12 protein-coding genes are annotated in these 12,591 nt (G+C 58.6%); 9 read left to right on the top strand and 3 right to left on the bottom strand.

Annotation, left to right across the window (positions count from 1 at the left end; all coding sequences use genetic code 11):
• Positions 1–76: 76 nt before the first annotated feature.
• Positions 77–784, bottom strand: a complete 708-nt coding sequence (locus GXP70_RS17110; protein WP_162357950.1) for a GntR family transcriptional regulator — start codon at positions 782–784, stop codon at positions 77–79.
• Between the two features lie 472 nt (positions 785–1,256).
• Between GXP70_RS17110 and GXP70_RS17105 the strand changes: the two genes are divergently transcribed.
• The 5 genes from GXP70_RS17105 to GXP70_RS17085 all read left to right on the top strand — a co-directional run bounded on the left by GXP70_RS17105 (position 1,257) and on the right by GXP70_RS17085 (position 7,180).
• Positions 1,257–2,444: an ABC transporter substrate-binding protein gene (locus GXP70_RS17105; protein WP_162357949.1), complete on the top strand. Its 1,188-nt coding sequence runs from the start codon at positions 1,257–1,259 to the stop codon at positions 2,442–2,444.
• Between the two features lie 137 nt (positions 2,445–2,581).
• Complete coding sequence (locus GXP70_RS17100; RefSeq protein ID WP_162357948.1) at positions 2,582–4,192, top strand: ABC transporter permease; 1,611 nt, start codon at positions 2,582–2,584, stop codon at positions 4,190–4,192.
• 11 nt (positions 4,193–4,203) lie between these two features.
• Positions 4,204–5,361: an ABC transporter ATP-binding protein gene (locus tag GXP70_RS17095; RefSeq protein WP_162357947.1), complete on the top strand. Its 1,158-nt coding sequence runs from the start codon at positions 4,204–4,206 to the stop codon at positions 5,359–5,361.
• Between the two features lie 5 nt (positions 5,362–5,366).
• On the top strand, positions 5,367–6,320 hold the full coding sequence (locus GXP70_RS17090; RefSeq protein ID WP_162357946.1) for a ComEC/Rec2 family competence protein: 954 nt from the start codon (positions 5,367–5,369) through the stop codon (positions 6,318–6,320).
• Positions 6,317–7,180, top strand: coding sequence for an inositol monophosphatase family protein (locus GXP70_RS17085; RefSeq protein ID WP_162357945.1), 864 nt, complete (start codon positions 6,317–6,319; stop codon positions 7,178–7,180). The genes GXP70_RS17090 and GXP70_RS17085 overlap by 4 nt, the downstream gene beginning before the upstream one ends.
• Before the next feature lie 185 nt (positions 7,181–7,365).
• Here GXP70_RS17085 and xerS read toward each other — a convergent pair whose 3' ends face one another.
• Together xerS and GXP70_RS17075 are read right to left on the bottom strand one after the other, a co-directional pair.
• On the bottom strand, positions 7,366–8,448 hold the full coding sequence (xerS, locus tag GXP70_RS17080) for a tyrosine recombinase XerS (RefSeq protein ID WP_162357944.1): 1,083 nt from the start codon (positions 8,446–8,448) through the stop codon (positions 7,366–7,368).
• Between the two features lie 156 nt (positions 8,449–8,604).
• Positions 8,605–9,372: an endonuclease/exonuclease/phosphatase family protein gene (locus GXP70_RS17075; protein ID WP_162357943.1), complete on the bottom strand. Its 768-nt coding sequence runs from the start codon at positions 9,370–9,372 to the stop codon at positions 8,605–8,607.
• Between the two features lie 268 nt (positions 9,373–9,640).
• Here GXP70_RS17075 and GXP70_RS17070 point away from each other — a divergent pair, with 268 nt between their 5' ends.
• From GXP70_RS17070 to GXP70_RS17055, 4 genes are all read left to right on the top strand, one after another.
• Positions 9,641–10,006, top strand: a complete 366-nt coding sequence (locus GXP70_RS17070; protein WP_162357942.1) for a GntR family transcriptional regulator — start codon at positions 9,641–9,643, stop codon at positions 10,004–10,006.
• Between the two features lie 3 nt (positions 10,007–10,009).
• Positions 10,010–10,903, top strand: coding sequence for an ABC transporter ATP-binding protein (locus tag GXP70_RS17065; RefSeq protein WP_162357941.1), 894 nt, complete (start codon positions 10,010–10,012; stop codon positions 10,901–10,903).
• Entirely contained in the window at positions 10,903–11,589 is a 687-nt protein-coding gene (locus GXP70_RS17060; protein WP_162357940.1) for a hypothetical protein, read from the top strand. The genes GXP70_RS17065 and GXP70_RS17060 overlap by 1 nt, the downstream gene beginning before the upstream one ends.
• A 126-nt stretch (positions 11,590–11,715) precedes the next feature.
• Complete coding sequence (locus GXP70_RS17055) at positions 11,716–12,375, top strand: cell wall hydrolase (protein ID WP_162357939.1); 660 nt, start codon at positions 11,716–11,718, stop codon at positions 12,373–12,375.
• The last annotated feature ends 216 nt before the right edge of the window (positions 12,376–12,591 follow it).

Genomic DNA, 12,591 nt, shown 5'->3' with positions numbered 1-12,591 from the left:
AACGCCAAACCGCCCGGCCTTACTGGTTCGGGCTGTTTGGCATTTCTGGCGGCGCCCGTCCCTTGCCGGGCTGGCGCTATTCCCGTCTCACGATGAGCTTGAAGAAGCTGCTCTTCAGATAATCGAGCGAGTAGAAGACAGGCTTGTCGTGCTCGTCGTAATGCAACTGCTTGAGCAGCAGGATGTCGGGACCGAGCAGCTCGATCGCCGTGCGGTCGAGCGGGCTGTCCAGGCTGACCGCGCAGATTTCCGTAATGGCGTACGTAATATGAATGCCGATTTTATTCCGCAGAAAATCGAAAATCGCGCCGGTGAATTCGCCGTCGATATGGCCGGCGACAAGGCTTTGCGGAAAGATGTTATAGTAGAACGCCACTTTGTTGCCGTCCGCCGTTCTGGAACGTTCCAGGATGACGACGTTCTCCTCGCTTTGCAGCTTCTCGCTCCAATCCGCTTCGGCTTCCCGGGTATAGATGTGAATATCGAGCTCGCTCTCCTTAAAGCCGGCGTTCTTGATCATTTGCCCGACGCTTTGCAGCTTGTTCAACGGATTCAGAATGCCGTCGGTGCGGCTGTTCACGTAGGTGCCGACGCCGTTCCTGCTGATCAGCGTCTTCTCCCGCTGCAGCATCTTGAGCGCCTCGCGCAGCGTGGGGCGGCTGACCTCGTATTGCTTCGCCATCTCCGGCTCGGAGGGCAGGCGGTCGCCCGGTTTCAACGCGCCGGCCGCGATGCCGCGCTCGATTTCTTCCTTCACTTTGAGATATAGCGGTTTCTTATCCAACTTTCCGTTGTTCCTCCTTGGCGACATATGCTGTCTGACATCTAAAGTGTAGCACAGACATCGGCATTTTCACAATAAGAAGCTTGCTATTGCTGGATACTATCTCAACAAACACTTAACATTGCCTGGATTGACAGTCAAGAAATGGACTGCCTATAATTCAAGGTGTCAGACAGCATCACTATCCAAACGGGATCGGGGGAGATGGATCGCGGCGAATCTGACGACCGCAACGGCGCCTAGCCGCCGGATAGGCCGGCATAGGACAACGGTGTCTGCTTCGCTTTACCATGTACAGACAGCTATTCGGGAGGGAAAGTGGATTAAGGAGCCGTACTGGGGGGATTCGCCATTGTCGCGGCGCAATCGCCATAACGGCGAATACGGCCGAACGGATGTATCGGATTCATCGGCGTGAAAAGCGTCATAATCATGCGCTTCATCTGCTACTCAATTTACGGGAGGGTTAACCATGTTCAACAAACCACGCGCCCGCATGGGCGGTTTCGTCCTGGCATCGGCATTCGCGCTGACGGCCATGCTGTCCGGCTGCGGCAGCGACAACAGCAATAACGGCAGCACGGCGCAAGCATCGACCAATGCCGCAAGCAGCCAAACGGCGGCGAACGCGAATACGGCCGGCGGCAAGAACGCTGCGGACGCCGGCACAGCAAGCGGCAATTCGGCGGCAGACGCGGCGCCGGCCGATACGGCGCCGAAGTCCGACAAGCTGGTCGTCTACGCCGCGCTCAACGAGGACGACATCGTTCAGATCCAGAAGCAGTTCAAGGCCGATACGGGCATTAACATCGAATACATCCGCCTGAGCGGAGCGGGCGATGCCAGCACGCGCGTCCAAGCCGAGAAGAACAACCCGCAGGCGGACATCATGGTCGGCGGCTCGGTGGAATTCTATGACGGCCTGTCGGATCAAGGATTGCTCGAGGCGTACACGTCGCCGAACGCGAAGGAGATCGATGCGCGCTTCAACGACCCGAAAGGCTTCTGGCAGGGCTGGTACATGGGCGTGCTCGGCATCGTGCTGAACAAAGACCGCTTCGAGAAGGAACTGGCGCCGAAAGGCGTGAAGGAGCCGCAGACATGGGACGATCTGCTCGATCCGAATTATAAAGGGAAATTCATCACGTCGAACCCGGCGACGGCGGGCGGCGGCTATATTTTCGCGGCGGATCAATTGTTCCGGCTCGGCGACGAGAAGGGCTGGGACTACTTGAAGAAGCTGAACGCGAACGTGCATCACTATACGCCGGCGGCCGGCGACGGCATTACGCTGACGGCGACGGGCGAGTTCCTGGCCGGCATGGCTTGGGCGCATGATATCGTCAAAGCGCAGAAGCAGGGCTATCCGATCAAAGTCGTCATTCCGAAGCAAACCGCATTCGAGATCGGCGGCGTCGGCATCGTCAAGGGCGGCGCGAATACCGATAACGCGAAGACGTTCGTCGACTGGCTGCTGACGCAGAAGGTCGGCGAGATGAACACGAAGATGTCCAACCGCTACTCCGTTCGCGGCGACGTCGCGCCACCCGAAGGCATGGTGAAGATCGAGGACGTGGATCTGGTGAATTACGACCGCGCCAAAGCATCGGCGATGAAAGCCGACGTCGTGCAGAAATTCACCGACATGATCGGCAAATAAGCTTAACGAGTACGCATTCTTCAGCCGCCGCCTCCTCTCTGCGGGTTCGATCCGCAGGGTGGAGGTGCGCGCCTTGAACCGAAAGGGTGAACGCTTTGCTCTCGACTGCCGTCAAACCGAAACCGGGCGCGGGGGACATGAAGCGAACGAGGCGAAATCCGTTGCCGGCGCTCGGCTCCGCCGCGATGATCCTGGTGACGTGCCTGTTCGTCGTCTGGCCGCTCATCAAGGTCGCCGGATATTCCCGCTTGGACGATTACCGCAAATTATTCACCTATTCGAGCTGGTATCATGCCGCGCTCAACAGCTTGTTCATGACGGCCGTCTCGACGGTCTCGTGCACCTTGATCGCGTTCTTGTTCGCCTATGCGGTCGCAAGAGCGCAGGTTCCGTTCCGCAAGCTGTTCGCTTCGATCGCGCTGCTGCCGATCGTATCGCCGCCGTTCATTGTCGCGCTGTCGTATATTTTGCTGTTCGGCGGGCAAGGCATTATTTCCAAATACGTGCTTCACGTCCATTTCGATATCTACGGCTGGCATGGGCTATGGCTCGTGCAGACGATTACGTTCTTTCCGTACGCTTATGCCGTCATTCATGGCGTGATGGCGTCCATCTCGCCGGAGCTCGAGAATGCCGCCTACAACCTAGGCGCTTCGCATTGGCAGGTGTTCAGGCATGTCTATTTGCCGCTGTGCAGGCCGGGACTGGCGGGCGGCGCGCTGATCGCGGCGATGAACGTGCTGGCCGATTTCGGCAATCCGATCATCATCGCGGGCAATTTTCACGTGCTGCCGACCGAGGCGTACATGCAGATGTCGGGGATGTACGATCTGCCTTCGGCTTCCGTCCTGTCGACCGCGCTGCTCGTTCCGGCGCTGGCATTGTTCGTCCTGAACCGCGCGTGGGTCGGACGACGCTCCTATGTGACCGTAACGGGCAAAGCTTCGAATTCATATGCGTTTGCCCTTCCCGCCGCGGTCAAATGGACGCTGTTCGCGGGCTGCATGCTCGTGACGGCGCTAGTCATCGCGATATACGGCGTGCTGTTCTACGGCGCGTTCGCGAAGACATGGGGATATGACTGGTCGTTCACGCTGAAGAACGTCCACTACATCTTCTCCAAAAGCAGGGAGATGACCAACAGTCTCGAATTCGCGCTCGTCTCGTCGCTGGCCGCGGCGCTGTTCTCGCTTCCGCTCGCGTTCATCGTACAGCGGAGACGAACGCGGATGTACCGGCTGCTGGACGCGCTTGCCATCCTGCCGGGCGCGGTACCCGGCATATTCCTGGGGCTCGGCTTCGCCGTCGCCTTCAACGAGAAGCCGCTGCTGCTGTCGGGAACGCCGGCGATTATGATCCTGGCGCTGATGTTCTGGAATTTGCCGACCTGCTACAGCGCCATTCTGGCCGGACTCGCGCAGATCAGCGGATCGCTGGAGGAAGCCTCGCTCAATCTCGGCGCGAATCGGCCGCGAACGTTCGCGCGGATCCTGCTTCCGCTGCTTCGGGGGCCGTTCCTCTCGGCCGTGACCGTCTCGTTTCTGCGCTCCGTCACCTGTCTGAGCGTTGTCGTCTTTATCTATTCCGCCCGAACGTCGGTCGGCACGGTCTCCATTCTTGGCCTTGTCCAGAACGGGCAATGGGGCAGCGCTTCGGCATTGACGGCCGGACTGATCGTCCTGGCGTTCGCCGTCCTGGCGGCCGCGCGGCTGCTCATGAAGAAACAGGCAAATCCGATCCAACTGTAACGGAGGGCCATATGCCAGTCAACGAAACGATGCATGAACCAATGAACGAACCGATGATTGAAATTACGAACGTATCCAAACGCTTCGGCGATTTCGAAGCGATCAAGAATGTGTCGCTCGGCGTACCGGAAGGCTCGTTCACGACGCTGCTCGGACCGAGCGGCTGCGGCAAAACGACGTTGATGAAGCTGATCGCCGGTTTCTTCGAGCCGGATGCCGGCCAGATCCGCATCGGCGGCAAACGGATGAACGGGCTGCCGGCCTTCAAGCGGGACACGCCGCTCGTCTTCCAGGATTACGCGTTGTTTCCGCATATGACGGTGGAAGACAACATCGCCTACGGGCTCAAGCTGCGGAAGCTGCCGCGGCGCGACGTACAGCAGAAAATCGCGGCCATGGCGGATATGTTCGGCCTGCACGGGCTGCAGCACCGGTACCCGCGCGCCTTGAGCGGCGGCCAGCAGCAGCGCGTCGCTTTCGCGCGCGCGCTCGTCACGGGCAGCCGGGTGATCCTCATGGACGAGCCGCTCAGCAACCTCGACGCGAAGATGCGCGTCGAGGTCAGGGACGAGCTGCGCCTGCTGCAGCAGCGGCTCGGATTCACGGCGATCTTCGTCACGCACGATCAAGACGAGGCGCTGTCGATATCCGATCAGGTAGCGGTATTCGACCAAGGCCGGATCGTGCAGACGGGCACGCCGCGGGAGATCTATCACCGGCCCGCTTCCGCATTCACGGCAGGCTTCGTCGGCGCGGCCAACTTCGCGGACGGCGTCGTGCAAGCTGTAGAAGGCGGCGAGCTTATCATCGCGAGCGGCATCGGCCTCATGCGGGCCGTCCGCGATAGCGCCCGGTTCGCCGAAGGCGACCGGGTGACGATGGTCATCCGGCCGGAAAATATCGCCATCCGCGATGCTTCGTTCCACGGCGACAACGCCTGGAGCGGCTTCGTTCGGCGCGTCAGCTTCCATGGGCGTTCAATCCGGTATTGGGTAGCGGACGACCATGCCGAATGGATCGTGGATTGTCCGGGTACGGGTCCGGAGAACGGCGTCGGATTGGAAGCGCGCATTCAACTGTCGGTGGATAAACGGGCGATTCATGTACTGCCTTACGAAGGCGACGCCGCAGGCTTCGGCCAATCCATACGACCGAACAGGGAGGAGTAAACCGCATGACCATGAACGGCGCGGAGGTCCATTTTCTGAACGTCGGCTGGGGCGATGCGCATGTCGTCCGGATGCCGTCCGGAGGCGTGACGCTGATCGACGGCGGCGACGAGCATGGGGCAGGCGAAGCGCTGCCGGACCGCGACCATCCGCTTCATTGGCTGAACCGGCACGGCTACGCCGAGGTCGAATGGATGGTGCTGACGCATCTGCACGAAGATCATTTGAACGGCCTGCTCGCTGTGGCGGAGCGGGAAGAGATACGGGTGAAGCGCGCGCTGCTGCCGTACGAACCGTTTCGGCTCCCGCCGGCTAACCCGGCGACGGCGCTCACGCCGCTGGCGGCAAGCATGCACCGCATGCTCGCTGCCTACTTGACGATGATCGACCGGCTGCTGGCGCGGGGGACGATCATCGTATGGCGCGAACGGTATGACCGCGAAGGCAGCGAAGTCGTATGGGAGGAAAGCGGGATCCGCTTCGCTCACGAATACCCATGGCGCGGCGACCCGCTTCCCGCGCGGCAGCTGCTGCCCGAGCTGGCCAAGGCGGAGCAGGCCGAGAGCGAGCTGCTCGAGCGGTTCTTCGAAGCGTCCAACCACGACAGCTCCGTGTACCGGCTCAGCTGCGGCGATGCTCCTGCGACCGGCGTGTTATTCGGCGGGGATCAACTGGAGCCGGGCTGGGAGCGGCTCGCAGGCAGGCGCGATCTGGCATGCGAGGTATGGAAGGCTGCCCATCACGGGCTGCCGGATGGCTGCAATGAGCGCATTTTGGGCTGGATTCGGCCGGCGTATGGCGTTATTCCGATCGATTCGGCTCGTTCGGCGCCATATGCGGCCGAATGGGAGCGGTTGAAGCGGCTGACGGGTATCGAATTTCAGCTTACGTCCGCTTCGGCGTACGGATGGGTGTATCGACTGAATCGGCACGCCGATTGCGGGAGTATAGGAAAATGACTTATCGGATGGGAGCGAATGCCATGGAGGCGCAAGCGGCTTATGAATTAACGATGCTGAAGAACGCCGAGCGATACGCCAGGGAGGCGGGCGCCTTAGTCGCCGACCGGATGAACTCGCCGCTTCGCATTCAGGAGAAAATGAACAAATCCGATCTGGTGACGGCCGTGGACGTCATGAGCGAATCGTTGATATGCCGGCTGATCCGGGACGATTATCCCGAACATTGGATTTATTCGGAGGAGACGGACGGCGCCGAAGGCGATGCTTGGCAGCGCATGCTGCAGCCCCGGGAAGGCTACGGTTGGATCGTCGATCCGATCGACGGCACGACGAATTACATTCACGCGGTCGGTCATTTCGCGATTTCGATCGGCATCGTCAAGAACGGCGTACCGGTCTGCGGCGTCGTGCACAATCCGCTCACCGGCGATCTCTATACCGCCATGAGGGGCGGCGGGGCTTATCGGAACGGGGAGAAGCTGGCGGTCGGACAAGAGCGGGGGCTCGGCGATGCCTTGCTCGGGACAGGATTTCAGGCGAAGGACTGGCATCCCGGTTCCTGCGCGGCGAAGCAGATCGGGCGGATGGCGGGAACGGCCCGCGACATTCGGATCTTCGGCTCGGCCAGTCTTGATCTATGCCTGGTGGCCGCCGGCAGGCTGACGGGATTCTGGCATGACGGGCTGTATCCGTGGGATGCAGCCGCCGGAATCGTCATCGTTCTAGAAGCGGGCGGGCAGGTGACCAATCGCGACGGACGCCCTTACGCCCTGAGCGACAATACGCTGATTGCGTCGAATGCGATCGTTCACGCCGAGCTGCAAGCGGTGTTGAGCACCGTTGCGCGCGATGAGTAAGGGAGGCGAATAAGGGAATGAAAGCGAGAAAGGGATGACCCGAAGCCGCAGCGGCCAAGGTCATCCCTTTCTTCATTTCATTGCATTCGTTCAATCGCATTCATTCAATTGCATTCAACAAGCTTGACGGCAACATGCCGACGACGACGACTCCCCAAGCAGCCTTCAAGCCATTCAGCCTTTCCTCACGCTTCCTTCGGCCGATCGATCGCTTCCGCCATCGTCTTATCGGTCAGATGCGCATAGATCTGCGTCGTTTCCGGGGAGGCGTGGCCCAGCTGCTCCTGCGTCTTGTACAGATCGTTGCGGAGATAATAATCCGTCGCGAACGAGTGCCGAAGCTTATGTACCGACAAGTAAGGCTTGCCGAACCGTTTGGCGTACTTGATGACCATCTCCTGGATCGCGCGCTTCGTCATCCGGGAGCCTTCGTTCTTGCCGTTCGCGAGCGCGAGGAACAGGGCTTTCTCCCGCTTGGGCGCCTTGTACTGCGATTCGCGAAGCGACAGGTAGTGCTGCAAGTCCCGCAGCGCGTCCTGGCGGAAATAGACGGGCGTCTTGAACGTCTCGTCGTTCTTGCCTTTGCGGTAGACGTACAGCAGCTGCTTCTTCAAGTCCAGATCGTCTACGTTCATATTGACCAGCTCGGACACGCGCAGACCGGAATTCAGAATCAGGCTCACGATCGACGTGTCCCGCGTCCGGTTGTTCGCATAGGCATAGGACGCCTGCTTGTTGCTCGCGACCTCCAAGCCGTAATCCTCGTTGATATAACGGATAAATTCCTCGATTTCCTGCTCCTGCAGCAGCTTGCCCTCGAGCTTGGCGGCCGTATCCTTCGGCTTCGACGTCCGCTTGATCGACACCTTCGCCATCACGTTCCGCTTGAGCAGCGGGTAGAACTGCTCATCCTCCGCGATCTGGCTCAAATAATGAAAGAGCGAGCGCAGGGACGACAGCTTGCGCGAGATCGTCGCGCGGCTGTTGCTATGCGCGGGCCTGGTGGCGAGAAACATGCGGAACGAGTCGATGCTGTCCATATGCAGCTTCTCCAGTTCGTCCAATTTCACGTCGCGGATCGTCGGGCCTTCAGCCAGCCCTTCGGCGAGCAGCCAGGACAGGAAGGCATCGTAGTCCCTTACATACTCCAGCAGAGAGGACGGCGACAGATCGGGCAGCTTATAGTTAATGAATTTCTCGATATACCAGGGCATCGCCGGGATTCTCCGATCCAGCTCCTGCCGGTCCTTCACCTTGAGAATGTTCATCGCGTTGCCACCTCCGTGTAGTCCATTTTAGAACAGAGGCGTTTCAATGTAAATGTTGGAAAAGAACATGCGTTCTCCGGTTCTCCCGATCGATTCGGAAAGCCTAACCGCACGGAAAGCCTGATCTAAGGAAAAGCCTGGTCGCACGTTACAAGCTTACTCCTTGACGACGATCGCCTGGAGCGGGTAGTGGTCGGACGGATAGCGGCCGTTGTATTGTTCGCGGTCGACGCGGGCGCTCGCGATCCGGGCGTTCGGCGAGACGAAGAGATAGTCGATCGGATTGCCCGATTCGCCGCCTTCGAAGTCGTGATAGGTGCGTCCGTGCGGCTCTGCGATGACGTCGTACGCGGAATGGTAGCCCGCTTGCCCGACGAGCTTGACGGCATTGCTGTCCGGCTCGCTGTTGAAGTCGCCGGCGAGCACGAGCGGAACGGAGCCTTGCTCCGCATTGGCTTTCATTCGGTCAAGCACCAGCTGTATGCCGTTGTCCCGCGCTTCCTCGCTCATATGATCGAGGTGGGTATTGTAGACGAGCCATGCCGCTCCGTCCTTGCCGACAAACCTGCCCCATGTGCACATACGCGGACAGGCCGTGTTCCAGCTCATGGCGCCCAGCTGCTCCGGCTGCTCCGACAGGCTGAAATTGCCGCTCTCCGCCGGCGCGATCGTCGCGTGTTTGTAGAAAATCGCACAGTATTCGTCTTCCGTTTCGCCGCTGCGGCTAGCACCGATCCAACGGTAATCGGGAAGCTGCTTCTGCAAATCCCGCAGCATAGCGGCCGTGCCTTCCTGCGTGCAGACGATATCCGCATCCGATTGCCGGATCGCGTCGGCCGCGCCGGTTACGCGGTTGGGCCATGCGTTATCTCCGTCGCCGAGTACGTGAACGCGCAAATTGAATGTCAGAACGTTTAATTTCATACGATATCCCTCCGTTTATATAGGATGACGATTAGAGCGCTTGCTCAGGCAAGTCACAGCAACATTATAACTGAAGAAGCGGGCAGGCACATCTCTTGACGGAATATTGCAGCAATCGCGTTCCGGCCTTGGCACGCCAGCATCAGGGGGACGTATTCCGGCGGGAATACAGGGGCGGATGCGGAAGTTTGCGCGCAGCGGTTGACAATATACCGCATTACTTATATAGTTAGTTACATGAGTAACTAACCAACATGGTGGTGAAGCGATGGGAAACACAATCGACGACAGCCGTCCCATCTTCGTTCAAATCGCCGAACGCATCGAGGACGACATTATCGCCGGGGGATTGCCCGAAGAATCTCAAGTGCCTTCAACGAATCAATTTGCCGCGTTCTACGGCATCAATCCGGCAACGGCGGCTAAAGGCGTCAATCTGCTGGTGGACCAAGAGATTCTGTACAAGAAGCGGGGGATTGGGATGTTCGTATCGTCCGGAGCGAAGGAGAAGCTGATGGAGAAACGGAAGGAACAGTTTTTCGAACAATACGTCGTGACAATGATCCGCGAAGCGGAGAAGCTTGGCATCACAAGAGAACAACTGACGGACATGATCCGCGGGAAGGGGAATTGACCATTGGAAACCATTGTGGAAATCAACCGGCTGACGAAGTCGTACGGCAGCTTTACCGCTGTCGATCATGTAAGCTTCGCGATCGAACCGAATAAAATCTATGGCCTGCTCGGCCGCAACGGCGCGGGGAAGACGACGATCATGCACATGATCACGGCGCAGCTGTTCCCGACGGGCGGGGAGCTCCGCGTATTCGGCGAAGCCCCGTACGAGAACGACCGCGTGCTGCGTCAGATCTGCTTCATTAAGGAAAGCCAGAAATACCCCGACACGTTTCGGGTAAACGACGTGCTCTATACCGCCGAAGCGCTGTACCCGAATTGGGACAGGGAATTCGCGAAGCGGCTCGTGGCCGACTTCAATTTGCCGCTCAAGCGGCGGATGAAGAAGCTCTCCCGCGGCATGCTGTCGTCCGTCGGCATCATCATCGGGCTTGCCAGCCGGGCGCCGCTGACGATTTTCGACGAGCCGTATCTCGGCTTGGACGCCGTGGCGCGGAATATTTTCTATGAACGGCTTATGGAAGACTATACGGAGCATCCGCGCACCGTCATCCTGTCGACGCACTTGATCGACGAAGTGAGCAAGCTGCTGGAACATGTCATCGTGATAAACAAGGGACGGATTTTGCTGGATGAAGAGGCCGATTCGCTGCGCGGGCGCGCCTACACCGTCTCGGGGCCGGCGGCGAAGATCGATTCGTACGCGGCGGGGAAGACGGTCATCCATCAGGAATCGCTCGCTGGCAGCCGCGCGGTCACGATTTTCGAGCGGCTCGGCGTATCCGACCAGAAGCGGGCCGAGGCACTGGGACTTCAATTCACATCGGTCACGATTCAGCAGCTGATCGTATTTTTGACGAACGGCGCATCGGCTAAGAAAGAGGGGACAGCATAATGAACATGGCGGTCAAAGGCATTGTCAAAATGCATTTGAGGGACCGGATTTCCTGGTTTCTGGTCCCATGGTGCATCATGATGAGCAGTTTCTTAATCAATCTGATCATCGCCGGAACGATGAACGACGATCAGATCATTACCGGCGGGCTGGCATCGATCTATATCTATAGCATGGTGAGCGGTATCGTAGCGGTCAACCATACGTTCCCGTTCGCGCTCGGGCTCAGCGTCCGCCGGCGCGATTATTTCACCGGCACGATGATGATGATCCTGGCAGTGAGCATCGTAACCAGTATCGTTCTGACGCTGCTCTCGTATATCGAGGACGCTTCGAACGGCTGGGGCGTGCGGCTCTTCTTCTTCCATCTGCCCTACGTAACCGACGGCAACGCCTTTCAGCAATTCATCGTTTTCTTCTCGTTCCTGCTGTTCATGTACTTGTTCGGCTTCGTCATCTCCAGCTTGTTCCGGCGCTTCGGCAGAACCGGATTGCTCGTGGCCGCGATCGTGTCGCTTATCATTGGGACGGTGCTTGTCTTTGCCATTATTCATCTGGAATGGTGGAGAGATATTTTCGACTTCTTCGACGGGCGTTCCGCCTTCAACATCGCGCTGCTGCTGCTGCCGGTCACGATCGTCTGCTCGCTCGTTTCTTATGCGCTGTTTCGCAGGAGCACCATCTAATCAGGGGGCCGGGAGGTCAAATGATAATAATTTAAGATCATTAAAAACCTCCCTTTTTCCGCATGCAGGCCTGAATTACGTGCTATGATCGGCTTCCATACTTATGTTTGGAGGGATTCAGGCTTCATGAACAGACAGACACGAATCATCGCATTGCTCGCCGGCGCGATCGTCGCGGGCAGTTCCCTGCTCGGTTACGGCGGTACGGCCATGGCGGCTTCGCCGCCGACGCTCAAGGCAGGCAGCGCGGGCAGCGACGTGGCGGATCTGCAGTTCAGACTGCAAACGCTCTATTATTTCAAAGGGACGATTACGACGACATATGGCATGACGACGCGCTCGGCCGTAATTGCTTTCCAGAAAGCCCATGGCTTGCAAACGGACGGGATCGCCGGTCCGGCGACATGGAGCACGCTCAAGAAATTGACCGTCAACAAGCCCGAATTGTCGAAATTGGCGCGGATCATCTATTCCGAAGCGAGAGGCGAAGTATACAAGGGACAGGTGGCCGTAGGCGCGGTCGTCATGAATCGGCTCAAGTCGCCGCTCTTCCCGAAAACCGTGACCGATGTTATTTTCGCGCCGTTCGCCTTCGCGGCCGTTGCCGACGGCCAGTACTGGCTGCTTCCGGACAACACCGCCTTCCTGGCGGCGAAGGATGCCGTGCGGGGTTGGGACCCGACCAAAAACGCGCTTTATTACTACAATCCTGCAACGGCGAAGTCCCAATGGATGCTCGCGCGCAAAGTCACGACCAAAATCGGGAATCACGTATTCGCAGTTTAGTTCGCAGAATGGCAGCTCATTGATCACCCATATGTTTAATTACGTTAATTAAATCCGCCTGATGGGGCGGTTTTTTTTATTTTATCGGGCCGTTCCATCGCAACTATTGCGGCGCGTTCCCGTTTAAGATGATGAGGAGAACGACATCGGCATGCATTCGATTTTGTTTAATGGCGCTAACTATCGCTCTCTTGAACGTGCTCCCGGCGAAGCTTG

Source organism: Paenibacillus lycopersici (assembly GCF_010119935.1).
GTDB lineage: Bacteria > Bacillota > Bacilli > Paenibacillales > Paenibacillaceae > Paenibacillus_Z > Paenibacillus_Z lycopersici.
The sequence above is the reverse complement of the archived record's forward strand: the minus strand, read 5'-3'. Positions and strand labels throughout refer to the sequence as shown.

Coding starts and splice junctions, on each gene's coding strand:
- GXP70_RS17105 (WP_162357949.1), top strand. CDS start 1,257: ATGTTCAACAAACCACGCGCCCGCATGGGCGGTTTCGTCCTGGCATCG.
- GXP70_RS17100 (WP_162357948.1), top strand. CDS start 2,582: ATGAAGCGAACGAGGCGAAATCCGTTGCCGGCGCTCGGCTCCGCCGCG.
- GXP70_RS17095 (WP_162357947.1), top strand. CDS start 4,204: ATGCCAGTCAACGAAACGATGCATGAACCAATGAACGAACCGATGATT.
- GXP70_RS17090 (WP_162357946.1), top strand. CDS start 5,367: ATGACCATGAACGGCGCGGAGGTCCATTTTCTGAACGTCGGCTGGGGC.
- GXP70_RS17085 (WP_162357945.1), top strand. CDS start 6,317: ATGACTTATCGGATGGGAGCGAATGCCATGGAGGCGCAAGCGGCTTAT.
- xerS (WP_162357944.1), bottom strand. CDS start 8,448: ATGAACATTCTCAAGGTGAAGGACCGGCAGGAGCTGGATCGGAGAATC.
- GXP70_RS17075 (WP_162357943.1), bottom strand. CDS start 9,372: ATGAAATTAAACGTTCTGACATTCAATTTGCGCGTTCACGTACTCGGC.
- GXP70_RS17070 (WP_162357942.1), top strand. CDS start 9,641: ATGGGAAACACAATCGACGACAGCCGTCCCATCTTCGTTCAAATCGCC.
- GXP70_RS17060 (WP_162357940.1), top strand. CDS start 10,903: ATGAACATGGCGGTCAAAGGCATTGTCAAAATGCATTTGAGGGACCGG.
- GXP70_RS17055 (WP_162357939.1), top strand. CDS start 11,716: ATGAACAGACAGACACGAATCATCGCATTGCTCGCCGGCGCGATCGTC.